This window comes from Micromonospora sp. C28SCA-DRY-2 (assembly GCF_030519475.1).
In the GTDB taxonomy this organism is placed as follows: Bacteria; Actinomycetota; Actinomycetes; order Mycobacteriales; family Micromonosporaceae; genus Micromonospora.
On sequence record NZ_JAUMKD010000001.1, the window covers coordinates 1,285,881 to 1,308,038 of the forward strand.

22 protein-coding genes are annotated in these 22,158 nt (G+C 73.2%); 12 read left to right on the forward strand and 10 right to left on the reverse strand.

Going from position 1 to position 22,158, the window contains the following annotated elements:
- Positions 1 to 25: 25 nt before the first annotated feature.
- From Q3W71_RS05950 to Q3W71_RS05960, 3 genes are all read right to left on the reverse strand, one after another.
- Entirely contained in the window at positions 26 to 781 is a 756-nt protein-coding gene (locus Q3W71_RS05950) for an ABC transporter permease (protein ID WP_302918256.1), read from the reverse strand.
- 21 nt (positions 782 to 802) lie between these two features.
- Positions 803 to 1,762 (reverse strand): ATP-binding cassette domain-containing protein, encoded by a 960-nt coding sequence (locus tag Q3W71_RS05955; RefSeq protein WP_302918257.1) that lies wholly within the window; start codon positions 1,760 to 1,762, stop codon positions 803 to 805.
- Between the two features lie 128 nt (positions 1,763 to 1,890).
- Positions 1,891 to 2,505 carry a PadR family transcriptional regulator gene (locus Q3W71_RS05960; RefSeq protein WP_302918730.1) on the reverse strand — a complete coding sequence of 205 codons (615 nt, stop codon included), beginning with the start codon at positions 2,503 to 2,505 and terminating at the stop codon, positions 1,891 to 1,893.
- A 147-nt stretch (positions 2,506 to 2,652) separates the two neighbouring features.
- On the opposite strand from Q3W71_RS05960, the gene Q3W71_RS05965 reads away from it, so the two are divergent.
- Positions 2,653 to 4,404 carry a biotin carboxylase N-terminal domain-containing protein gene (locus tag Q3W71_RS05965; RefSeq protein WP_302918258.1) on the forward strand — a complete coding sequence of 584 codons (1,752 nt, stop codon included), beginning with the start codon at positions 2,653 to 2,655 and terminating at the stop codon, positions 4,402 to 4,404.
- A 153-nt stretch (positions 4,405 to 4,557) separates the two neighbouring features.
- Here Q3W71_RS05965 and Q3W71_RS05970 read toward each other — a convergent pair whose 3' ends face one another.
- Positions 4,558 to 5,451: a LysR family transcriptional regulator ArgP gene (locus tag Q3W71_RS05970; RefSeq protein WP_302918259.1), complete on the reverse strand. Its 894-nt coding sequence runs from the start codon at positions 5,449 to 5,451 to the stop codon at positions 4,558 to 4,560.
- A 70-nt stretch (positions 5,452 to 5,521) separates the two neighbouring features.
- Here Q3W71_RS05970 and Q3W71_RS05975 point away from each other — a divergent pair, with 70 nt between their 5' ends.
- Together Q3W71_RS05975 and Q3W71_RS05980 are read left to right on the forward strand one after the other, a co-directional pair.
- The gene (locus Q3W71_RS05975) at positions 5,522 to 6,118 is read left to right on the forward strand and encodes a LysE/ArgO family amino acid transporter (protein ID WP_302918260.1); all 597 of its coding nucleotides are present in this window, start codon (positions 5,522 to 5,524) and stop codon (positions 6,116 to 6,118) included.
- Between the two features lie 91 nt (positions 6,119 to 6,209).
- Positions 6,210 to 7,649: a GuaB1 family IMP dehydrogenase-related protein gene (locus Q3W71_RS05980; protein WP_302918261.1), complete on the forward strand. Its 1,440-nt coding sequence runs from the start codon at positions 6,210 to 6,212 to the stop codon at positions 7,647 to 7,649.
- A gap of 41 nt (positions 7,650 to 7,690) precedes the next feature.
- Here the strand turns inward: Q3W71_RS05980 and Q3W71_RS05985 are convergent, their stop codons facing one another.
- Positions 7,691 to 8,821 (reverse strand): hypothetical protein, encoded by a 1,131-nt coding sequence (locus tag Q3W71_RS05985; RefSeq protein ID WP_302918262.1) that lies wholly within the window; start codon positions 8,819 to 8,821, stop codon positions 7,691 to 7,693.
- A gap of 56 nt (positions 8,822 to 8,877) precedes the next feature.
- Positions 8,878 to 9,453, reverse strand: coding sequence for a TetR/AcrR family transcriptional regulator (locus Q3W71_RS05990; RefSeq protein ID WP_302918263.1), 576 nt, complete (start codon positions 9,451 to 9,453; stop codon positions 8,878 to 8,880).
- 85 nt (positions 9,454 to 9,538) lie between these two features.
- Between Q3W71_RS05990 and Q3W71_RS05995 the strand changes: the two genes are divergently transcribed.
- The 4 genes from Q3W71_RS05995 to Q3W71_RS06010 are packed head-to-tail and all read left to right on the forward strand — an operon-like array spanning position 9,539 to position 14,247.
- Positions 9,539 to 9,985 (forward strand): DoxX family membrane protein, encoded by a 447-nt coding sequence (locus Q3W71_RS05995; RefSeq protein ID WP_302918264.1) that lies wholly within the window; start codon positions 9,539 to 9,541, stop codon positions 9,983 to 9,985.
- Positions 9,986 to 10,010: 25 nt separating this feature from the next.
- Positions 10,011 to 10,493, forward strand: a complete 483-nt coding sequence (locus Q3W71_RS06000) for a MarR family winged helix-turn-helix transcriptional regulator (protein WP_302918265.1) — start codon at positions 10,011 to 10,013, stop codon at positions 10,491 to 10,493.
- Entirely contained in the window at positions 10,487 to 12,220 is a 1,734-nt protein-coding gene (locus Q3W71_RS06005) for an ABC transporter ATP-binding protein (protein WP_302918266.1), read from the forward strand. Before Q3W71_RS06000 ends, Q3W71_RS06005 begins: the two co-directional genes overlap by 7 nt.
- Positions 12,217 to 14,247, forward strand: a complete 2,031-nt coding sequence (locus Q3W71_RS06010; RefSeq protein WP_302918267.1) for an ABC transporter ATP-binding protein — start codon at positions 12,217 to 12,219, stop codon at positions 14,245 to 14,247. The genes Q3W71_RS06005 and Q3W71_RS06010 overlap by 4 nt, the downstream gene beginning before the upstream one ends.
- A 3-nt stretch (positions 14,248 to 14,250) precedes the next feature.
- On the opposite strand, the gene Q3W71_RS06015 is transcribed toward Q3W71_RS06010, so the two are convergent.
- Positions 14,251 to 15,129 (reverse strand): alpha/beta fold hydrolase, encoded by an 879-nt coding sequence (locus tag Q3W71_RS06015; protein WP_302918268.1) that lies wholly within the window; start codon positions 15,127 to 15,129, stop codon positions 14,251 to 14,253.
- Between the two features lie 93 nt (positions 15,130 to 15,222).
- A complete protein-coding gene (thrS, locus tag Q3W71_RS06020; RefSeq protein WP_302918731.1) occupies positions 15,223 to 16,536 on the reverse strand; it encodes a threonine--tRNA ligase in 1,314 nt (437 codons plus the stop codon).
- Between the two features lie 409 nt (positions 16,537 to 16,945).
- Between thrS and Q3W71_RS06025 the strand changes: the two genes are divergently transcribed.
- The 4 genes from Q3W71_RS06025 to Q3W71_RS06040 all read left to right on the forward strand — a co-directional run bounded on the left by Q3W71_RS06025 (position 16,946) and on the right by Q3W71_RS06040 (position 19,093).
- Positions 16,946 to 17,563 (forward strand): DedA family protein, encoded by a 618-nt coding sequence (locus tag Q3W71_RS06025; RefSeq protein WP_302918269.1) that lies wholly within the window; start codon positions 16,946 to 16,948, stop codon positions 17,561 to 17,563.
- A 45-nt stretch (positions 17,564 to 17,608) separates the two neighbouring features.
- A complete protein-coding gene (locus Q3W71_RS06030) occupies positions 17,609 to 17,977 on the forward strand; it encodes a type II toxin-antitoxin system RelE/ParE family toxin (protein WP_302918270.1) in 369 nt (122 codons plus the stop codon).
- Positions 17,974 to 18,306, forward strand: coding sequence for a helix-turn-helix transcriptional regulator (locus Q3W71_RS06035; RefSeq protein WP_302918271.1), 333 nt, complete (start codon positions 17,974 to 17,976; stop codon positions 18,304 to 18,306). The genes Q3W71_RS06030 and Q3W71_RS06035 overlap by 4 nt, the downstream gene beginning before the upstream one ends.
- Before the next feature lie 79 nt (positions 18,307 to 18,385).
- Complete coding sequence (locus Q3W71_RS06040) at positions 18,386 to 19,093, forward strand: DUF998 domain-containing protein (RefSeq protein WP_302918272.1); 708 nt, start codon at positions 18,386 to 18,388, stop codon at positions 19,091 to 19,093.
- Positions 19,094 to 19,100: 7 nt separating this feature from the next.
- Here Q3W71_RS06040 and Q3W71_RS06045 read toward each other — a convergent pair whose 3' ends face one another.
- Positions 19,101 to 20,504 (reverse strand): NAD(P)H-quinone dehydrogenase, encoded by a 1,404-nt coding sequence (locus tag Q3W71_RS06045; RefSeq protein WP_302918273.1) that lies wholly within the window; start codon positions 20,502 to 20,504, stop codon positions 19,101 to 19,103.
- Between the two features lie 106 nt (positions 20,505 to 20,610).
- Here Q3W71_RS06045 and Q3W71_RS06050 point away from each other — a divergent pair, with 106 nt between their 5' ends.
- A complete protein-coding gene (locus tag Q3W71_RS06050) occupies positions 20,611 to 21,066 on the forward strand; it encodes a gamma-glutamylcyclotransferase (protein ID WP_302918274.1) in 456 nt (151 codons plus the stop codon).
- A 76-nt stretch (positions 21,067 to 21,142) separates the two neighbouring features.
- Here Q3W71_RS06050 and Q3W71_RS06055 read toward each other — a convergent pair whose 3' ends face one another.
- Positions 21,143 to 22,105, reverse strand: a complete 963-nt coding sequence (locus Q3W71_RS06055; protein WP_302918275.1) for a GNAT family N-acetyltransferase — start codon at positions 22,103 to 22,105, stop codon at positions 21,143 to 21,145.
- Positions 22,106 to 22,158 lie beyond the last annotated feature (53 nt).

A 22,158-nucleotide genomic window follows, 5' to 3' on the forward strand; every position in this document is an offset into this window, starting at 1 on the left:
CCCCGGATGAGAGGCAACTCTCGGGTCAGCGGACGCTGCGGGCGAACTGGCGGGCGGCCCAGACCACGCCGGCGGCGGCCAGCACCGCGATGATGCTCAGCCCCTGCCAGACCTTGTCGTCGCCGAGGTTGCCGGCGAAGAGCGCGCGGGTGCCGTCGACCGCCCAGGAGAACGGGTTCCAGTCGGCGATGCCCTGCAACCAGCCGGGCGCGAAGGTGAGCGGCAGCAGGATGCCGGAGAGCAGCAGCACCGGCTGCGCCACGGTGTTCATCAGCGGGGCCAGCGCGTCCTCGCTCTTGACCTTGAGCGCCACGCCGTAGGAGACGGCCGAGGTCATCAGCGCGATCAGGGCCAGCATGAGGTACGCCAGCAGCAGGTCGCCGATGAAGACCCGCAGGTCGAACAGGAGCGCGAGCAGGGTGATGATGACCGCCTGCACGATCAGCGACACCACGTCGCGCAGCGAGCGGCCGAGCAGCAGGGCCAGCCGGCTGACCGGGGTGACCCGGGAGCGTTCGATGACCCCGGCGCGAAGCTCGGCGATCAGGCCGAAGCCCTGGAACAGGCCGCCGAAGATGGCCAGCAGCACCAGCAGGCCGGGTACGAAGATCTTGTAGGCCTCGGCCTGGCTGGGCGCGTTCAGCGCCGGCTTGAGCAGCGGGGCGAAGAGCAGCAGGTACATCACCGGCTGGAAGACGCCGACGAAGACCCAGACCGGGTTGCGCAGCAGGAGCTGGAGCTGGCGCTGGAAGATCAGCCAGGTGTCACGGGCGAGTTTCATGAGGTCTCTCCGGGTCTCGGGTCAGGACTCGCGCAGCGAGCGGCCGGTCTTGGTGAGGAAGACGTCGTCGAGGCTGGGCCGGTGCAGCTCGATGGAGCTCAGCGCCAGGCCGGCGTTGTCCACCCGGCGCAGGATCTGCGGGATGGCGGTGGCCCCCTCGTCGACGTAGAGCCGCAGCCCGCCCTCGTCGGCGGTCTCCAGCTTGTTGACGTACGGCTCGCTGTCGAGCAGTTGCGCGGCCTGCGGGGTGGCCGCGACGTCCAGCCCGAGCAGCACGACGTCGCCGGAGATCTCGCGCTTCAGGTCGGCCGGGGTGCCCTCGGCGACCACCTCGCCGTGGTCCATGATCGCGATCCGGTCGCAGAGCGCGTCGGCCTCGTCCAGGTAGTGGGTGGTGATGAAGACAGTCATCCCCTCGGTACGCAGCCGCCGGATCTCGTCCCACATGTGCGCCCGGCTCTGCGGGTCGAGGCCGGTGGTCGGCTCGTCCAGGAAGACGATCTTCGGCTCGTGGATGATGCCGAGGGCGATCTCGACCCGCCGGCGCTGGCCGCCGGAGTAGGTCTTGCACTTGCGGTCGGCGTACTCGCTGAGCTGGAAGGCGTCCAGGGCGCGGGCGGCCCGGCGGTGCGCCTCGGCCTTGCCGATGCCGTACATCCGGGCGTGCAGCACCAGCTCCTCGCGGGCGGTGGACTCGTCCCAGGTGCTGCCACCCTGGGCCACGTAGCCGATCCGGCGGCGCACCTCGGCCGGATCCTTGCGCAGGTCGGCCCCGGCGATGGTGGCCTCGCCGCCGTCGGGCTCGATCAGCGTGGCCAGCATCCGCAGGGTGGTCGTCTTGCCGGCGCCGTTCGGGCCGAGGAAGCCGAAGATCTCGCCCTCGGCGACCTGCAGGTCGACCCCGCGCACCGCCTCGACGGTCTTCGTCTCCCGACCGGCGCGGGAGCGGAACGACTTCCGCAACCCTCTGGTCTCGATCATCTCTGCTCCTGGTCGTCCGGGCCGGCGGCGGCCGGCCGGCTGTCCCCTGGGGACGGACGCCGGACGGCGCGCGTTCCCCCGTGTACCGCGAAAGGCTAACGCGATATAGCTTCTGTGGTCAACGTTGACTATTCGGTTGCGGAGCCACGGCTCGAGTGCCCGTCCTCCTGCCACCCGTTCCAACCCTCCGCCTCCGCCACCCCATCAGGCAGGTACGACACACCCGAGTCGATGCGTTCGGCGACCCGCTCGCACCAGGCCGCCTCAGTCTCCGCCCGGGCCACCCAGAGCTCGAACATCCAGGCCACGTGCGCCGGCTTGCTGGCCCGGATCCAGTCGGACTCCAGCGACGCGCGGGTCGAGTCGGCGGTGGCCCGCATCAGGTTGGCCCGGTTACGCAGGGCCGCCGCCGCCTCCTGCCGGGGCAGCGCGGGCAGGAAGGAGAACGCGGCCAGGAACGGGTCCTGCGGCTGGTGCACCTGCCACCACTGGCCGCGCAGCAGCGTCTCGAACTCGTCCTCGCCCTTGGCGGTGACCTCGTACGTGGTGCGGGCCGGCCGGGCGCCCACCTGCTCGGTGGCCACCTCGCGCAGCAGCCCCTCCTCGGTCAGCTTGCGCAGGGCGTGGTAGATCGATCCCGGTTGCACGTTCGCCCATCTGTCGGCGCTCCAACTGAGCAGCTCGCGGCGGACGTCGTAGCCGTGCACCGGCTGCATCCAGCGGACCAGGCCGAGGATCATCATTCGCGTGGCAGACACCGACCAAGCGTAATAAACAAGTTTGACTAACTGCCCTCCGGACAGTGCGGCATCCCACACTGAGCGATCGTTAGGGCCATCAGGGTGGCCGATACACTCCCGGTCAGTAACCTCCCGGGAGGAGCCCCCAAGGTGCGCAAGGTACTCATCGCCAACCGCGGCGAGATCGCCGTACGCGTCATCCGCGCCTGCCGTGACGCCGGTCTGGGCAGCGTCGCTGTCTACGCCGACTCCGACCGGGACGCCCTGCACGCCACGCTGGCCGACGAGGCGTACGCCCTCGGCGGAGACACCGCCGCCGAGAGCTACCTGCGCATCGACAAGCTGATCGACGTCGCCGCCCGGTCCGGGGCGGACGCCGTCCACCCCGGCTACGGCTTCCTCTCCGAGAACGCCGACTTCGCCCAGGCCGTCATCGACGCCGGGCTCACCTGGATCGGCCCCACCCCGCAGGCGATCCGCGACCTCGGCGACAAGGTGACCGCCCGGCACATCGCCCAGCGCGCCGGCGCCCCCCTGGTCCCCGGCACCCCGGACCCGGTGGGCAGCGCCGACGAGGTGATCGCTTTCGCTGTCGACCACGGCCTGCCGGTGGCCATCAAGGCCGCCTTCGGCGGCGGCGGCCGCGGCCTGAAGGTCGCCCGCACCATGGAGGAGATCCCGCACCTGTTCGAGTCGGCCACCCGCGAGGCGGTCGCCGCGTTCGGTCGGGGCGAGTGCTTCGTCGAGCGCTACCTGGACAAGCCCCGCCACGTCGAGGCGCAGGTGCTGGCCGACCAGCACGGCAACGTGATCGTGGTGGGCACCCGCGACTGCTCGCTCCAGCGCCGGCACCAGAAGCTGGTCGAGGAGGCCCCCGCGCCGTTCCTCACCGACGCGCAGCGCGCCCAGATCCACGACAGCGCCAAGGCGATCTGCCGGGAGGCCGGCTACCACGGCGCCGGCACGGTGGAGTACCTGGTCGGCGCGGACGGCACCATCTCCTTCCTGGAGGTGAACACCCGCCTCCAGGTGGAGCACCCGGTCACCGAGGAGACCGCCGGCATCGACCTGGTCCGCGAGCAGTTCCGGATCGCCGACGGCGAGAAGCTGCGGTTCACCGCGGACCCGACGCCGCGCGGGCACGCCATCGAGTTCCGGATCAACGGCGAGGACCCGGGCCGCAACTTCCTGCCCGCCCCCGGCACGGTCACCGCGCTACGGCTGCCGAGCGGCCCGGGCGTGCGGGTGGACACCGGCATCTCGGCCGGCGACGTGATCGGCGGCAACTTCGACTCGCTGCTGGCCAAGGTGATCATCACGGGTGAGACCCGCACCGAGGCGCTGGAGCGGGCCCGCCGGGCGCTGGACGAGATGGTCGTCGAGGGGATGGCCACCGCGCTGCCGTTCCACCGGCTGGTGGTGCGGGACGAGGCGTTCACCGCCGAGCCGTTCACCGTGCACACCCGCTGGATCGAGACCGAGTTCGACAACACCGTCCCGCCGTTCACCGCCGCCGCCGGCGCCGCCGAGGCGCCGGCCGAGCGGGAGACCGTCGTGGTCGAGGTCGGCGGGAAGCGGCTGGAGGTCACCCTCCCGGCCGGCCTCGGCGGGGGTACGGCCACCGCCGCGCCCGCCGCCCGCAAGCCGGCCCGCCGGGGCGGCGGGGCCAAGACCGGCACCGCGGTCAGCGGCGACGCGCTCACCTCCCCGATGCAGGGCACCATCGTCAAGATCGCGGTGGCCGACGGCGACACGGTGGCCGAGGGCGACCTGGTCGTGGTGCTCGAGGCGATGAAGATGGAGCAGCCGCTGCACGCCCACAAGGCCGGTACGGTCAGCGGCCTGAACGCCGAGGTCGGCGCGGTGATCACCGCGGGCGCGGCCATCTGCACCATCGCCTGACCGAGGGCGGGCGACCGCTCCCCGTTTCACCCACCCCGGCAGAACGCCTCCCGGCCGGGTCGAGCCGCACCGTCGCCGGGCCACCGGGCGTGCCCTGCCGTCCGGCCGGTCCGGCGGCCGCACCCGGGCCGGTCGCGGGGGTTTCGGCGCCGGTCAGCGCAGGGTTTCGGCGGCCACCGCGCGGACGGCTGCGGTGAGGGCGTTCAGCACGTCCGATTCCAGCCGCCAGTGCTGCCAGTAGAGCGGGATGTCCAGGTGCCGGCCGGGCGCCAGGTCCACACAGCGCCCGGTGGTCAGGTCGGCGGCGGCGATCTGCTCGGGCACCAGGCTCCAGCCGAGGCCTAGCCGGATCGCCTCGCTGAAGGCGGGCACCGACGGCACGTAGTGCACCGGCGGCTCCAGCGGGTGGCCGGTGACGGCGCGCAGGAACCGGTGCTGCACCCGGTCCTTGCGGTCGAAGACCACCAGCGGCGCCGCGGTCACCGCCTCCGTGGTGAGCCCGTCGGCGAAGTGGGCCGCCGCGAACTCGGGGGTGGCCAGCGCCTGGTAGCGCATCGCGCCGAGCCGGATCACCCGGCACCCCTGCACCGCCTCGCGTTGGGCGGTGACGGCCGCCGTCACCGAGCCGTCGCGGAGCAGCTCGGTGGTGTGGTCCTGGTCGTCCTGGCGCAGGTCGAAGAAGAGCCCCGACCGCTGCGGCAGCCGGGCCAGCGCGGCCGGGAACCAGGTGGCCAGCGAATCCGCGTTGACCACCACGGCGACCCTGGTCCGGCCGCCGCCGGTCAACGGGCCGCGCGCGTCGGCCAGCGCCTCGCGCTCCAGCAGCGCGAGCTGCCCGGCGAGCCGCAGCAGCGGCCGCCCGGCCTCGGTCGCCGAGCAGGGCCGGGTACGCCGGACCAGCACCTGGCCGACGGTCTCCTCCAGCGCCTTCACCCGCTGGCTGACCGCGGACGGGGTGATGTGCAGCAGCCGGGCCGCCGCCTCGAAGCTGCCCTCGGCGACCACCGCGGCGAGCGTCCGCAGCTGCGCCGAGTCCAGACCCTCCATAAGTTCAGCTTAAGCCACCTCAGGATCTTTAGCTGGACTGATGTTCGGCGGCGGCTCTAGCGTCGTCGCCGTGCTCACCTCCGCCGTCGCCGGGTTCTCCATGTCCATCGCGCTGATCGTCGCCATCGGCGCCCAGAACGCCTTCGTCCTGCGCCAGGGGCTGCGCCGCGAACACGTGGTGCCCGTGGTCGTCACCTGCGCCGCCTCGGACGCGCTGTTGATCGCGGCGGGCATCGCCGGGGTCGGCACCCTGGTCACCGGCCGGCCCGTCCTGCTCACCGCGATCCGCTGGGGCGGTGCCGCGTTCCTGCTCTGCTACGCGGCTCTGGCCGCCCGCCGGGCGCTGCGCCCCGGCGCGCTGCTGCCCACCGAACGCCCGCCGGCCACGCTGCGGGCGACCCTGCTCGCCTGCGCCGCCTTCACCTACCTGAACCCGCACGTCTACCTGGACACCGTGCTGCTCCTCGGCGGGATCGCCCAGCAGCACCCGCACCGCTGGCTGTTCGGCGTCGGCGCCGCGCTGGCCAGCGTGGTCTGGTTCACCGCGCTGGGCATCGGGGCGCACCGCCTCGCCCCGCTGCTCGCCCGTACCGTCGCCTGGCGGTTGCTGGACGGCCTGATCGCCGCCGTGATGGCCGCGCTCGCCGTCGCGCTGCTGCTCGGCTGACCGGGCCGCCCACCGGTCGAGCGGGGCGGGTCGAGGGTGTTTTCCGCGACCACCGGGGGCGGGCCGAGCGGTGGTCGCGGATGATGGCCGGGTGCGGTTCCTTCATGGCGCGGTCCCCGCGCACGACCTGACCTACAACGACGTCTTCATGGCGCCGGCCCGCTCCGACCTGGGCTCGCGGCTCGACGTCGACCTGGCCACCAGCGACGGTACGGGCACCACCATCCCGCTGGTGGTGTCGAACATGACAGCGGTGAGCGGACGCCGGATGGCCGAGACGGTGGCCCGGCGCGGCGCCATCGCGGTGATCCCGCAGGACATCCCGATCGAGGTGGTGGCGAACGTCGTCGGCTGGGTGAAGCAGCGCCACCTGGTGCACGACACCGCGATCACGCTCGGCCCGACCGACACCGTGGGTGACGCCATCCACCTGCTGCCGAAGCGGGCGCACGGCGCGGTGATCGTGGTCGACCCGGCGGGCCGGCCGCTGGGCGTGGTGACCGAGGCGGACACCGTGGGGGTCGACCGGTTCGCCCAGCTGCGCCACGTGATGTCCACGGAGCTGCACACCGTGCCGGCGGACGCCGACCCGCGTACCGGCTTCGACCGGCTCTCGGCCGGCCGGCGCCGGCTCGCTCCGGTGGTCGACGCCGAGGGCCGGCTGGTCGGGGTGCTCACCCGGCAGGGCGCGCTGCGCGCGACCCTCTACCGGCCGGCGGTCGACGACCGGGGCCGGCTGCGGATCGCGGCGGCCATCGGCATCAACGGCGACGTCACCGGCAAGGCGGCGGCGCTGCTGGAGGCGGGGGTGGACACCCTGGTCGTGGACACCGCGCACGGGCACCAGGAACGGATGATCTCCGCGCTGCGGGCGGTCCGCAAGCTGGACCCGGCGGTGCCGGTGGCGGCCGGCAACGTGGTCACCGCCGAGGGTGTACGCGACCTGGTGGAGGCCGGCGCGGACATCGTGAAGGTGGGCGTCGGGCCGGGCGCCATGTGCACCACCCGGATGATGACCGGGGTGGGCCGGCCACAGTTCTCGGCGGTGCTCGACTGCGCCGCGGCGGCCCGCGACCTGGGCCGGCACGTCTGGGCCGACGGCGGCGTACGGCACCCGCGGGACGTGGCGCTGGCGCTGGCCGCGGGCGCGTCGAACGTGATGATCGGCTCCTGGTTCGCCGGCACCTACGAGTCCCCCGGCGACCTCTACACCGAGCCCGACGGCCGGCGCTACAAGGAGAGCTTCGGGATGGCCTCGGCGCGGGCGGTCAGCGCCCGCACCGCCGAGGACAGCCCGTACGACCGGGCCCGCAAGGCGGTCTTCGAGGAGGGCATCTCCTCGGCCCGGATGTACCTGGACCCGAACCGGCCCGGCGTGGAGGACCTGATCGACGAGATCATCGCGGGCGTCCGCAGCGCCTTCACCTACGCCGGGGCGCGCAACCTCGCCGAGTTCCACGAGCGGGCCGTGGTCGGGGTGCAGAGCACCGCCGGCTACACCGAGGGGATGCCGCTGCCCACCAGCTGGTGAACGGCCGGTCGGTACGGCGTCCGGCCCGGACGCCGTACCGATCAGCTCTGCCGCAGCGGCGGCATCGGCACCGGGACGTCCAGCGCGGTGGCGCCGGCACCGACGCCGCCCTCGCAGGTGTACGGCGGCACCGTGCCGATCCCCCGGGTGGCGGGGCGTTCGGCGGCCCAGAACATGAAGCCGAGCATGCCGGCGGTCGCGCCCGCGCCGTTCGGGGCGACCGTCTGCACGTACGGGGCGGTGGCCCGCTGGACCGACGTGGCCCAGTCCACGCACTCGGGCAGCGGCCGACCGCCGTAGGCGATGTAGATGCCGCCGGTGAACTTGGCCGGGGCCAGCGGCGGCACCGGGGGGCTGTACTGCGGCTTGCCGTCGACGTGTTCCTGCCAGTTGGCCTGCGCGCTGCTCGCCGAGGCGGGCCGGGCGGTCACCATCGCGTTGGCGTAGTCGAGCACCGGCCGGTCGGTGCGCAGCCAGTCGGCGGTCGCCTTGCGGTTCAGCGCGATCAGCCAGCGGTCACCGGCCGCCACGTCGATGGTGAGCCGGGCCTGCGGCCGGGCGCCGGTGGCGTCGTACGGGTGCACCGCCCGGTAGGCGTCGATGAACGCCTGGAGCGCGGTGAGGTTCGGGTCGGTGTTCTGCTCGTAGTCGATCTCGATGCCGACGCCGAGCCGGGTGGCCACCGCGGCGGCGCGCTGGCCGAACAGCGTCGGGTTCTCCGCGAGCGCGGCGTCCCAGTCGTCGGTGTAGGTGATCCCGCCGATGGAGAGCATGACCCGGATGCCCCGCGAGGTGAAGTAGTTGACGATCTCGGGGGTCATCCCCCGCGGCACCCCGTCCAGGGTGGCCTGGTCGGTGGTCTGCCGCAGCAGTGCCAGCGGGTTGACGAAGCTGAGCACCACCAGGTTGACCGAGGGGCGGCCGTCGCCCCGGTCGACCAACCAGCGGTTCTGGGCGTCGAACTCGGCGACGCTGCGGACCGTGCCCCAGGTGCAGAAGTCGTTGCCGCAGTGCCACGCGCCGTAGATCTGCACCGGGGTCGCGGCCCGGGTCGTCGGGCCGGCCCCGGACGCGGTGCCGGCCGGCGAGCGGGGGGCTGGGCCGGCGGCGGCCGGCGGGGCCGCCGTGGCCAGGAGGAGCAGGGCCACCACGAGCAGGACGGACCGTCGCATCGGGCACCTCCGCGAGGCATCGGTGCACCTTGTTTACAGTAAGGCCGTCACATAGGTCAATGTCCGCCCGGAGACCAGGCGAAGAGGCGGGAGATCACTGTCCGGGCCGCCCCGCGCGGATCGCCGCCGATCCGGGCCGGCAGCGCGCCGGAGAGCCAGAGCGTGGCGAAGCCGTGCACGATCGACCAGGCCGCCAGCGCGTCCGGCCCCGGGTCGACCGCCCGCCGGCCCGGCAGCGCCGCCACTCCCGAGTAGAGCGCCGCGCGGGCCCGCGCGTTGGCGGCCCGCACCTCGGCGGCGTCGGCCCGGTAGAGCTCGGGGCGGAACATCACCTCGAAGTGGGCGCGGTGCCGGACCGCGAAGTCGACGTACGCCACACCGGCCTCCAGCATGTCGTCGCCGGCGCCGTGCAACCGGTCGGCCAGCAGGTCGAAGCCCTCGACGGCGAGCGCGGTGAGCAATCCCGCCTTGTCGCCGAAGTGGTGTGCCGGCGCGGCGTGCGAGACGCCGGCCCGGCGGGCCAGGTCACGCAGGCTGAGCGCCGTGACGCCGGACTCCTCGATCGCCTGCACCGCCGCCGCGAGCAGGGCGCGCCGCAGGTCGCCGTGATGGTAGCCAGGTTTGCCGGTCATGCGACGATCCTATCTTTCCATTGACAAGATGCCACCGTAGCCGGCAATCTTGTCGGCGACAAGATTCGTTCCCTGGGAGGTACCGATGGCGCCACTGATCGCACTCGTGTCGGGCACCGCGCTCGCCCGCCTGGCCGGGCTGTTGGGCCTGGGTGCGCTCGACGGCTGGCATCCCGCGCTGCGGGTGGGGCTCGCGCTCATGTTCGTGGTGACCGGTGTCGCGCACTTCGCGCCCGGCTACCGGGCCGACATGATCGCGATGGTGCCGCCCGCCCTGCCCCGACCCGACCTGCTGGTGACGGTCACCGGGGTGCTGGAACTGGTGGGCGCGGTCGGGCTGCTGCTGCCGGCGACCGCCCGCTGGGCCGCGGGCGGACTGGCCCTGCTGATGCTGGCCATGTTCCCGGCGAACGTCTCGGCGGTGCGGCGTGGGCTGACCCTGGGGGGCCGGCCGGCGACCCCGCTCGGGCCGCGGACAGTGGAGCAGATCTTCTTCGTCGGCGTGGCCGCCGCTATTTCGTTTGGGGCCTGACGATTAGGGGGCTAACATAGTCCTCGTGCATCTGGTCACCCTCGACGACGTTCCGATCGGCCGGCTCCTGGTGGTCGCCGGCCATGTGGTCAGCCAGCGGTGGAACCGCCTGCTGGCGGAGAAGTTCAACCTCACCCAGGCCGGCATGGTCACGCTGATGACGCTCGCCAAGCACGGTGCGCTGCCGCATGGCGAGGTCGCCCAACGCTGCTTCGTCCGGCCGGCCACCCTGACCGGCATCATCGACACCCTCGAACGCGACGGCCTGGTCGAGCGGCAGCGTGACGAGACCGACCGGCGCAGCATCCGGCTCGCCATCACCGACGCGGGGCGGGAGCGGCTGGGGTCGCTGACCACCCTGATCCAGTCCAATCCCCCGCTCACCTCGGTCGACGCCGACCCGGCGAAGGCCGCCGTGATCCGCGAGTTCCTGTTGGAGGTCATCGGCAGCGCCGAGGAACCGCCGGTGACGGGCCGCGCCGACCTGCCGGGAGGCCCGGCGTGCTGATCCGACTGCTCCGCGACCACCTGCGCCCCTACCACCGGGCGCTGACCGCGGTGGTGCTGCTCCAGTTCGTCGGCACCATGGCCTCGCTCTACCTGCCCAGCCTCAACGCCGACATCATCGACCTGGGCGTGGCCCGCGGCGACACCGACTACATCCTGCGTACCGGCGGTTGGATGCTGCTGGTCAGCCTGGCGCAGATCGTCTGCTCGATCGGCGCGGTCCACCTCGGCGCGCGGACCGCGATGGGCTTCGGCCGGGACGTCCGGGCCGCCGTCTTCACGCACGTCAACCGGTTCTCGGCCCGCGAGGTCGCCCGCTTCGGGGCACCGTCGCTGATCACCCGCAACACCAACGACGTCCAGCAGGTGCAGATGCTCGTGCTGATGAGCTGCACCATGCTGGTGGCCGCACCGATCATGAGCGTCGGCGGCGTGGTGATGGCGCTGCGCGAGGACGTCGGGCTGTCCTGGCTGATGCTGGTCAGCGTGCCGGTGCTCGCCGTCACGCTGGGGCTGGTGACCCGGCGGATGGTGCCCGGCTTCCGGCTCATGCAGACCCGCATCGACGCGGTGAACCGGGTGCTGCGCGAGCAGATCACCGGCATCCGGGTGGTCCGGGCGTTCGTCCGCGAGCCGTACGAGACGCGCCGCTTCGCCACCGTGAACGCCGAGCTGACCGCGACCGCGTTGCAGACCGGCCGGCTGATGGCGCTGGTCTTCCCGGTGGTGATGCTGGTGCTCAACGTCTCCAGCGTCGCCGTGCTCTGGTTCGGCGCGCAGCGGGTGGACGCCGGGGCGATCCAGGTGGGCGCGCTGACCGCCTTCCTCCAGTACCTCATGCAGATCCTGATGGCGGTCATGATGGCCACCTTCATGCTGATGATGGTCCCGCGCGCGGCGGTCGGCGCGGAGCGCATCGTCGAGGTGCTGGACACCGACTCGTCGGTGCTGCCGTCGGCGGCCCCGGTGACCGAGGTGCCGACGCGCGGCGAGTTGGAGCTGCGCGGGGTGCGGTTCCAGTACCCGGGCGCGGCCGAGCCGGTGCTGCGGGACGTCTCCTTCCGGGTCACCGCCGGGACCACCACGGCGATCGTCGGCAGCACCGGCGCCGGCAAGACCACCCTGCTGTCGCTGGTCCCCCGACTGGTCGACGCGACGGCCGGGGCGGTGCTGGTCGACGGGGTCGACGTCCGCGAGCTGGCGCCGGACGAGTTGTGGCGCCGGATCGGCCTGGTGCCGCAGCGGCCGTACCTGTTCACCGGCACGGTGGCGAGCAACCTGCGCTACGGCAACCCGGACGCCACCGACGCGGAACTGTGGGCGGCGCTGGAGATCGCCCAGGCCCGGGACTTCGTGGCCGCGATGCCGGAGGGGCTGGCGGCCCCGATCGCGCAGGGCGGCACCAACGTCTCCGGTGGGCAGCGGCAGCGGCTGGCGATCGCCCGCGCGCTGGTCCGCCGGCCGGAGATCTACCTCTTCGACGACTCGTTCTCCGCGCTCGACCTCGGCACCGACGCGCGGCTGCGGGCGGCGCTGCGGCCGGTCACCGCCGACGCCGCCGTGGTGATCGTGGCCCAGCGGGTCTCCACGATCGTCGACGCCGATCAGATCATCGTGCTGGAGAACGGGGGCGTGGTCGGGGTGGGCCGACACGAACAGCTACTGAAGACCTGCCCGACCTACGCGGAGATCGTCGCCTCCCAGCAGACGGCGGAGGTGCCGGCATGAGCGAGCAGCAGGAAGCGCGGGCGGCCGTACCCGCGCAGAAGCCGGCGGCCGACGGACCGACGCCGAAGCGGTTGCCCGGCGGTGGGCAGCGCGGCCCCGGGTGGATGGGTGCCGGGATGCCCGCCGAGCGGTCGATGACCTTCGGGCCGTCCGCGCGGCGGCTGCTCGGCCGGCTCCGGCCGCACCGGCTCCAGCTCACCGCGATCATCGCGCTGGCGGTGGTCAGCGTCGGGCTCAGCGTGATCGGCCCGAAGGTGCTCGGCCACGCCACCGACCTGATCTTCACCGGGGTGATCGGCCGGCAACTGCCGGAGGGCACCACCGCCGAGCAGGCCGTGGCCGCCGCCCGGGCGGCCGGCAACGACAGCTTCGCCGACATGCTCGCCCGGATGGACGTGGTGCCCGGGGTGGGCGTCGACTTCGCGGCGCTGGGCCGGGTGCTGCTGCTGGCGCTCGGGCTCTACCTCGCCGCCAGCCTGCTGATGTGGTGGCAGGGTTGGCTGCTCACCGGCGTCGTGCAGCGGACCGTGCAGCGGCTGCGCGCCGACGTGGAGGAGAAGCTCAACCGGCTGCCGCTGCCCTACTTCGACCGGCAACCGCGCGGTGAGCTGCTCAGCCGGGTCACCAACGACATCGACAACATCTCGACCAGCCTCCAGCAGACGCTGAGCCAGCTGCTCACCTCGCTGCTCACCGTGGTCGGCGTCCTGGCGATGATGTTCTGGATCTCGCCGCTGCTGGCCCTGATCGCGCTCGTCGCGGTGCCGCTCTCGGTGCTGGTCACCCAGCGGATCGCCAGGCGGTCGCAGCGCCAGTTCATCGCCCAGTGGACGCACACCGGCCAGCTCAACGGTCAGATCGAGGAGGCGTTCACCGGCCACGAGCTGGTCAAGGTCTTCGGCCGCCAGCGGGAGGTGGAGGCCGCCTTCGCCGCCAAGAACGAGGAGCTGTTCAAGGCCAGCTTCGGCGCCCAGTTCATCTCCGGGATCATCATGCCGTCGATGATGTTCATCGGGAACCTCAGCTACGTGGCGATCGCCGTGGTCGGCGGCCTGCGGGTGGCCACCGGGGCGATGAGCCTCGGCGACGTGCAGGCGTTCATCCAGTACTCCCGGCAGTTCACCCAGCCGCTGACCCAGGTCGCCTCGATGGCCAACCTGCTCCAGTCCGGGGTGGCCTCGGCCGAGCGGGTGTTCGCGGTGCTCGACGCCGAGGAGCAGAGCCCGGACCCGGCCGAGCCGGCCCGGGTCCGCGACCCGCGCGGCCGGGTCGAGTTCGAGCACGTGTCGTTCCGGTACGAGCCGGACAAGCCACTGATCGAGGACCTGTCGCTGGTGGCCGAGCCGGGGCACACGGTGGCCATCGTCGGGCCGACCGGGGCCGGCAAGACCACCCTGGTCAACCTGGTCATGCGCTTCTACGAGCTGGACGCCGGCCGGATCACCCTGGACGGGGTGGACGTCACCACGATGCGCCGCGACGACCTGCGCGGCCGGATCGGGATGGTGCTCCAGGACACCTGGCTCTTCGGCGGCACCATCCGGGACAACATCGCCTACGGGCGGCCCGATGCCACCGACGAGGAGATCCTGGCCGCCGCCCGGGCCACCTTCGTGGACCGGTTCGTCCGCAGCCTGCCGGACGGCTACGACACGGTGATCGACGAGGAGGGCAGCAACGTCAGCGCCGGCGAGAAACAGCTGATCACCATCGCCCGGGCGTTCCTCGCCGAGCCGTCGCTGCTGATCCTGGACGAGGCGACCAGCTCGGTCGACACCCGTACCGAGGTGCTGCTCCAGCGGGCGATGGCCGCGCTGCGCTCGGACCGGACCAGCTTCGTGATCGCGCACCGGCTCTCCACCATCCGGGACGCCGACCTGATCCTGATGATGGAGGACGGCCGGATCGTCGAGCAGGGCACCCACGAGGAGCTGCTCGCCGCCGGCGGCGCGTACCACCGGCTGTACCAGGCCCAGTTCGCCCAGCCGGTGGTCGACGAGGTCGACGCCGAGCCGGTGGCGCGGTGACGGTCAGCGGTGGACCCGGTCGAGGAAGCCCCGCAGCAGGCGCACCACCTCGTCGAGGTGCGTCTCCAGCAGCCAGTGCCCGCCGTCGAGCAGGTGCAGCTCCGCGTCGGGCAGGTCCCGCAGGTAGGCGCGGGCCGCGCCGGCCGGCATGTAGCCGTCGTGCGGTCCCCACACGATCAGCGTCGGCGGCCGGTGGCTGCGCAGGTACTCCTGCTGGCGGGGGAACCAGGCGACGGTGCTGCCCTGGTCGGCCAGGAGGCGGACCAGGGCGTCCCGCCGCGCCGGTTCGGCCCGCACCTGGGCCCAGGACAGCCGCCACAGGTCTGGGCTGACCCGGTCGGTCAACCGGTCCGGCAGCTCGCCGAGGAACTCGCCGCGGAAGCCCGCCTCGCTGACCGCCTCGGCGAGTCGGGCCCGGCCCTCGTCGGTGGGGTCGCGCCAGAACCGCTTCAGCGGCTCGTACTTGGGGCCGTGCTGGTCGGGGTAGATGTCGCCGTTCTGGATGACCAGGCCGGCGACCCGCTCCGGCGCGGCCATCGCCAGCCGCAGCCCGAACTGGCTGCCGTAGTCCTGGAGGTAGATCACGTAGCGGGTGAGCGACAGCACCTCGGTGAACCGGCGCAGCAGCGCGGCGTAGGCGTCGAAGGTGTACCCGAACCGGGCCGGGTCCGGCGTGTCGCTGTAGCCGAAACCGGGCAGGTCCGGTGCGATCGCCCGCCACCGGTCGCCGAGCGCGGGCAGCAGGTTGCGGAACTGGAACGACGACGACGGGTAGCCGTGCGGCAGCAGCACCACCGGGGCGTCCGGCGGCCCGGACTCCCGGTAGAAGACGTCGATCCCGTCGACGTCGACGGTGCGGTGCGCGACAGCTGCGTGGGCCACGGTCCCCTCCTGACCGCCACGCTACGGCCGGACGCCCCGGCCCGGGTCGGAACCGACCGGGCCGGGGACGCCGGCGACCTGCCCGGCGCGGGCTCAGCCGACGCCGAGCAGGTCCGCCGAGCGGGCGGCCACCACCCCGGCGACCAGCCCGAGCGCGTCGCCGGCGGGCATCGGGTCCAGCCCGCGGCCGTCGCGCAGCCGCAGCGAGACCCGTCCGTCGGCGGCCTCCCGGGGCCCGATCACCGCGACGTACGGCAGCCGGCGCCGGGCGGCGTCGCGTACCCGGGCGCCCAGCGAGCCGGCGCGGTCGACCTCGGCCCGCAGCCCGGCCGCCAAGGCGTCGGCGGCGAACCGGTCCGCCGCCTCGGCCTGCCCGTCGTCGACCGGCAGCACCACCAGCTGCACCGGGGCGTACCAGGCCGGGAACGCGCCCTGGTGCACCTCGATCAGGTACGCGAAGAGCCGCTCCATGCTGCCCACCAGGCTCCGGTGCACCATCACCGGCCGGCGCCGCGCCCCGTCCGCGTCGGTGTACCAGAGGTCGAACTTCGCCGGCTTGTCGAAGTCGAGCTGCACGGTGGACAGGGTCGACTCCCGGCCGGCGGCGTCCACGACTTGGATGTCGATCTTCGGACCGTAGAAGGCGGCGTCGCCGGGCGCCTCGGCGTACTCCACCCCGGCCAGGGCCTCCCGCAGCAGTTCCTCGGCGCGCGCCCACTGCGCGTCGTCGCCGACGTAGCGCTGCTCCGGCCCGCGCAGCGACAGCCGGTAGCCGGCGGGTCGTACGCCGAGCGCCGCGTGCGCCGCGCGGATCAGCCCGAGGATGGCGCCGACCTCCGCGCCCACCTGCTCCAGGGCACAGAAGTTGTGCGCGTCGTTGAGCGAGATGGCACGGACCCGGGACAGCCCGCCCAGCACCCCCGAGCGCTCGGCCCGGTACATCCCGCCCAGTTCGGCGATGCGCAGCGGCAGTTCCCGGTAGGAGCGGCCCCGGGCCCGGTAGACCAGGGCGTGGTGCGGGCAGAGCGCCGGCCGGAGCACGAACTCGTCGTCGGCGCTGAGCCGCATCGGCGGGAACATGTCGTCGGCGAAGTAGTCGAGGTGGCCGGAGATCTCGAAGAGCTGCCGTTTGCCCAGCGGCGGGGAGTAGACGTGCCGGTAGCCGGCCCGGCGCTCCAGCTCCCGCACGTACTCCTCGACGGCGTGCCGGGCGGCGGCGCCGGCCGGCAGCCAGATCGGCAGCCCGGCGCCGGCCAGCGGGTCGGAGACGAACAGGTCCAGCTCCCGGCCGAGCCTGCGGTGATCGATCATGTCGCGCTCCTGGTTCGGGTACGCCCCACGGGCGAGCCGGTCCGGAACGCCACGAGGCCCCGGGGCGGATCGCCCCGGGGCCTCGTCGACGGTCAGGTCAGTACGGCGCGCCGGGGTCTCCCGGCGTCGTGGTCAGCACCGCACTGCGCATGCGGCGACGGTACGCCGGCCGCGGCGCGGAGCGCACCCGCATTTCCCGGAGCGCGGCCGGGCGGACGGGAGGCGGTGGTGGGCCGCCCGCACGGGACCTGCCGGCGGCCCACGGCGACCCGCCGTCGGAAACGGGGGACCCGACGGTCCTGGGCCGCGCGCCGACAACGGTACGCCGACGGCGGCCGATCCGCCGACCGCCGGCGCACGCGTCACGGCCCGGGCGTCCGGTCGTTGAACCCGGGGTGGCGCAGCCGTGTCGGCGGTCACCACCGGCCAGGGCCGTTCCCGACGACGCCGGCGGAGGCGTCAGGCTCGGTACACCCATTCGGCCCCGTCCGGCGAGGTGGCAGTCGTGCCCGAACTACTCACTGAGGTCGCGTCACCGACCTGGGCGTACCTCGTGCTGCTCGGGCTGCTGGTCGCGGACGCCTTCGTGCCGGTGATCCCCACCCAGGTCGTCATGATCACCAGCGGCGCGCTGACCGTGTACGGCGGGCTGAACCTGCCGCTGACCATCGCCGTCGGCGCGCTCGGCGTCTTCGCCGGCGACCTGGTCTGCTACCTGCTCGGCCGGAGCGCGCCCGACCACCGACCGCCCCGTCCCGGCCGACCGGGCCGGGCCCGGCGGGTCGCCGGCCGGGTCACCCGGGGACTGCGCCGCCCCGGCCCGCTGGTGATCCTGCTCTGCCGGTTCGTGCCCGGCGGGCGGATGGCGGCCTGCTTCTCCGCCGGGCGCAGCCGGTACCCGTACCGCCTCTTCCTGCTCTACGAGACGCTGGCCGCACTGGCCTGGGCGTCGTACGGGGCGCTGGTCGGGCACCTGGGCGGCACCGCGCTGACCGGGTCGGCCTGGCGGCTGGCCGTGGTCGCCGGGGTGGCGGCGCTCGGGTTCGCCGCCGCCGGTTGGGCGATGACCCTGCTCAGCGCCCGCCAGCAGTCCCCCACCCCGGCTGAGGCGACCGCCGACTGAGCGTGTCTCGGGCCGCACCGGTATAAGCTGGGCTTATATTGCCGGGTGTGGGACGTCAGGCTGCATCCCGAGGTGGAAGCGTGGTTCCTTGAGCCGTGCAGGAACGATCCGGCCAGCGCCGACCTCATCAGCGAGGCCATCGATCTCCCCGCCGAGCACGGGCCGGCTCTGGGGCGGCCCCTGGTCGACCGGCTGAAAGGGAGTTCGTTCCACCACATGAAGGAACTGCGGCCGGGCTCGGCCGGCTCGACGGAGGTTCGGATGATCTTCGCTTTCGACCCGCTGCGGGAGGCGGTGTTCCTGGTCGCCGGCGACAAGTCGGGACAATGGCAGAGCTGGTACCGCGTCGCCGTGCCACTGGCGGACGCGCGGTTCCAGGAGCACCTGATCGCACTGAAGGAAGCGGAGCGATGACCAGCGGATCGGACTGGCGGGACGTCAAGGCCCGGGCACGCGAGCTGGACCCGACCTGGGAGCAGCCCGACCGGGTGGCCCGGCGCGGCCGGATGCGCGAGCAGATGCTGGCCTCGGTGAGCGGCGCCCAGCTGGCAGAGATCCGCCGCCAACTGGGCATGACCCAGAGCCAGTTGGCCGAGGCGGCAGGTCTCTCCCAGGCACGGATCAGCCAGATCGAGAACGGGGAACACACCAACCTCGACACGTTGCGGGCGTACGTCACGGGCCTCGGTGGTCACCTCGACGTGGTCGCCAGGATCGGGAACATCCACCTCAACGTGGCGTGACCTCTAGGGGTCGCCCCCGGGATCGATCTCGGTGGTCGTCCCGGATCCGCCTGAGGCGCCCACGGCGGCAGGCTGAGGCATGCCTGGAACCCGGAACAGCGGCCTGCTGGCCCTCGGCGGCATCGCCCTGGCGGCGCTGCTCGCCGTGATCGGTCATCTCGAGGTCAACGAGGACCTGGATCCCTGGTCGCTGACCGTCAGCGACTACGCCGTCTCCGACCGGGGCGGCGTGATCGACGTGGCCATGGTGGTGCTGGCGGCGGCCACCGCCGCACTCCTGCCCGCCCTGCGACGCGCCGTCACACCCGCCGACAACCGCCGGCCCCGGCCGGGTCGGATCGCGGGCGGGCGGCTGGGAGAGATCCTGCTGGCCGCCTGGGTCGGCGGGCTGCTGCTCGCGGCGATCGTCCCGACCAACGAGCCCGGGCTCCCCATGGACACCGCCGCCTACGTGCACCGGTACGCCTCGGTGGTCGCCTTCCTGGCGCTGCCGGTCGGCGGCTGGCTGCTCGCCCGGCGGCTGCCGGCGGCCACCGGCCGCTGGGTACGCGGGTTCGCCCTGGCCAGCCTGGCCCTGGCGGCGGTGATGGTCTGGTCGGCCTACCCCGGCGACCGGGTCCTGCTCGGCCTGATCGAGCGCCTGCTCATCCTCGCCGAGGTGGCCCTGCTCGCCACCGTGGCGCTCTGGTTCGGCACGCGGCGGCAGCGCCCTGCCCGACCCGAGCGGCTGCCGCTGCGGCCCGCGTCGCACGATCGCGGCCTCGTCGGCCTGGAGTGCCGGGACTGACCGCCGGTCACTCCAGCTCGTGCAGCATGAGCTGGCGGGCCGCCTCGGTGATCGAGCCGGACAGCGACGGGTAGATCGTGATGGTCTGGGCCAGCTCGTTGACGGTGAGGTTGTTCTCCACCGCCATGGTGATCGGCAGGATCAGCTCGCTGGCCTTCGGGGCGACCACCACGCCGCCGATCACCTGGCCGCTGGCCGGCCGGCAGAAGAGCTTCACGAAGCCGTCGGCCAGGTCGGCCATCTTCGCCCGCGCGTTGCCGGAGAGCGGCAGCATCACCTGCCGGGCCGGGATCTTGCCGGCGTCCACCTCGTCCTGGGAGACGCCGACGGTGGCCAGCTCCGGGTCGGTGAAGACGTTCGCCGCGACGGTACGCAGCCGCAGCGGCCGGACCGCCTCGCCGAGCGCGTGCCACATCGCGATCCGGCCCTGCATGGCCGCGACGCTGGCCAGCGGCAGCACGCCGGTGCAGTCGCCCGCGGCGTAGATGCCGGGGACGTTGGTGCGGGAGACCCGGTCGACCGTGACGTAGCCGCCCTTGGCCAGCTCGACGCCGTACTCGGCCAGGCCCAGGTTGGCGGTGTTCGGGATGGAACCGACGGCGATCAGCGCGTGCGAGCCGTACACCTTGCGGCCGTCGGAGAGCTCGACCTCGACGCCGTCGTCGGTCCGGCGGACCGCGTCGGCGCGGGAGTTGTTCAGGATGCTCATGCCCCGGTTGCGGAAGACCCGCTCGATGGCCATCGCCGCGTCGGCGTCTTCGTGCGGCATCACCCGGTCGCGGCTGGAGACCAGGGTCACCTCGACGCCCATCGCCAGGTAGGCGCTGGCGAACTCGGCGCCGGTGACGCCGGAGCCGACCACGATCAGGTGCTCGGGCAGCTCGGGCAGGTCGTAGACCTGGCGCCAGGTCAGGATGCGCTCGCCGTCCGGTACGGCGGTGGGCAGCTGGCGCGGCGTGGCGCCGGTGGCGACCAGCACCGTGGACGCGTCGATCGAGTACTCGGCGCCGCCCCCGGCCGGCGTGACGACCACCCGGTGGGTGTGACCGAGCGTGTCCTCGCCGAGCCGGGCACTGCCGGCGACGAAGGTCACCCCGGCCTTGAGCAGCTTGGCGTGGATGTCGGCGGACTGGGCCAGGGCGAGCCGCTTGACGCGCTCGTGCACCGCCCGGGCGTCGACGGTGACCGCCTCCAGCCCGTCGGAGTGCACGCCGAACTCCTCGGTGTCCCGGTAGCCGGTCACCACCTCGGAGCTGGCGATGAAGGTCTTCGACGGGACGCAGTCGGACAGCACGCACGCCCCGCCGGCGCCCTCGGCCTCCACCACGGTGACATCAGCGTCCAGCTGGGCGGCGACCAGCGCCGCCTCGTACCCGGCCGGCCCACCGCCGATGATCACGATCCGGCTCACAGCGCTCGCCCTTCGTCGATGCTCACAGTGACTTTCTTCTCCCGAACGCGCTCGACACGCACCGTCGTATTCTCCCCCACCCGCCGGCCGGGCTATCGTCATCGCCGTGCGTCATTACGCCGCCTACGGCTCAAACCTCGACCCCGCCCGGATGCGCGCCTACTGTCCGCATTCGCCGATGGTGGGCACCGGCTGGCTGGAGGGCTGGCGGCTCACCTTCGCGGGCGAGGACGTGATCGGCTGGGAGGGCGCGGTCAGCACCGTCGTCGAGTCCCCCGGCGACCGGGTGTTCGTGGCGCTCTACGACATCCACCCGTACGACGCCGCCCAGCTCGACGAGATCGAGGGGGTGACCGCCGGCACGTACCGCAAGCTGCACGTGCGGGTCTCCACCCTCGACGGGGACGTCACCGCGTGGATCTACGTCTTCGACGGCTACGAGGGCGGCCTGCCCACCTCGTGGTACCTCTCGGAGATCGCGAACGCCGCCGAGAAGGCGGGCGCCCCGGACGACTACGTCACCGAGCTGCGGTCCCGCCCCACCGGCACCGCTTCGGCCTAGCCGCGCGTATCCCACGACCCACAGTCTGCTCCCAGCCGGGACCGCCCGGCCAGGCGGCCCCGGCCAGGGTCGTCAATCACACACCGGTGGCGGGTACGACCCGCTGGTACATGTCCGTCCAGCGCACCTCGCGCAGCCCGACCGACCGGTAGAGCGTCACCGGGGCGGTCGGGTTGGTCAGGTCCACGCCCAGCCCGGCGTACTTGCGCCCCTTCTCGGCGTACGTCGTGAAGGCCCGCCACAGCAGCGCCGCGCCCACCCCGCGCCGCCGGTACGCGGGCAGCACCGACAGCGTCCGCACGAAGCCCTCGTCCTGCTCCAGCGCCTGGTCGGAGGACTGCAACGCCCCCGCAGGCACCCCGTCGACCTCGGCGAAGAACCACTCGTCCCAGAGCGTCCCGTGCGCGCGGAGCGCCTCGCGCCAGCGGTCGAAGCCGGCCGGTTCGTAGTCCAGGGTGTCCCGGAACGCGGTGTCGTAGATCTGGTGGAACAGCCGCAGGTCGGCCTCGTCGCCGGCGCGCAGCGGCCGGACCGTCACGCCCGGCGGCAGCGGCGGCTCGGCGGGCAGGTCGGCCAGCTCCCGGCGCATCCGCACGTACCGCTTGGCGCGACGGAACCCGGCCTCGGCCAGCTCGGCCGCCCAGCGCGTCTCCGGCGCGAACACCGCGGTGCGCACGGTCAGCTCCGGCCGGCCCCGCTCGGCGGCCCGTTCGGCGATCCGGTCGAGCTGCCGGGCGAGCAGCGGGGCGCGCACCTCCTCGCCGCGCTCCGGGTCGACGTAGACCTCGACGAACTCGCGGCCCACGCCGGTCGGGTTCGACAGGATCGCCCAGCCGACCACCGCGCCCTCGGGGTCGGTGACCAGCCAGGAGTCGCGCTGCGGGTCGACGAAGGGTGCGGTGAGCGCGTCCCGCACGTCGTCGGCGTCGAAGTCGGGGTAGCCGACGGCGAAGGTGTCGGCGGCGTGCACCACGGCCAGGATCGCGGGGATGTCGTCGAGGGTGGGTCGGCGGGCGGTCCATCCGGCGGGGAGATTCACGGGGGTGATCCTGGCAGGCCGGCCGGGGGAGCGCCGCCGAATTACCGGGGGCC

Excerpts from the sequence above, each read along its gene's own strand:
- Q3W71_RS05950 (WP_302918256.1), bottom strand. The coding sequence starts at position 781 with ATGAAACTCGCCCGTGACACCTGGCTGATCTTCCAGCGCCAGCTCCAG.
- Q3W71_RS05955 (WP_302918257.1), bottom strand. The coding sequence starts at position 1,762 with ATGATCGAGACCAGAGGGTTGCGGAAGTCGTTCCGCTCCCGCGCCGGT.
- Q3W71_RS05960 (WP_302918730.1), bottom strand. The coding sequence starts at position 2,505 with ATGATGATCCTCGGCCTGGTCCGCTGGATGCAGCCGGTGCACGGCTAC.
- Q3W71_RS05970 (WP_302918259.1), bottom strand. The coding sequence starts at position 5,451 with ATGGAGGGTCTGGACTCGGCGCAGCTGCGGACGCTCGCCGCGGTGGTC.
- Q3W71_RS05985 (WP_302918262.1), bottom strand. The coding sequence starts at position 8,821 with ATGCGACGGTCCGTCCTGCTCGTGGTGGCCCTGCTCCTCCTGGCCACG.
- Q3W71_RS05990 (WP_302918263.1), bottom strand. The coding sequence starts at position 9,453 with ATGACCGGCAAACCTGGCTACCATCACGGCGACCTGCGGCGCGCCCTG.
- Q3W71_RS05995 (WP_302918264.1), top strand. The coding sequence starts at position 9,539 with ATGGCGCCACTGATCGCACTCGTGTCGGGCACCGCGCTCGCCCGCCTG.
- Q3W71_RS06010 (WP_302918267.1), top strand. The coding sequence starts at position 12,217 with ATGAGCGAGCAGCAGGAAGCGCGGGCGGCCGTACCCGCGCAGAAGCCG.
- Q3W71_RS06035 (WP_302918271.1), top strand. The coding sequence starts at position 17,974 with ATGACCAGCGGATCGGACTGGCGGGACGTCAAGGCCCGGGCACGCGAG.
- Q3W71_RS06040 (WP_302918272.1), top strand. The coding sequence starts at position 18,386 with ATGCCTGGAACCCGGAACAGCGGCCTGCTGGCCCTCGGCGGCATCGCC.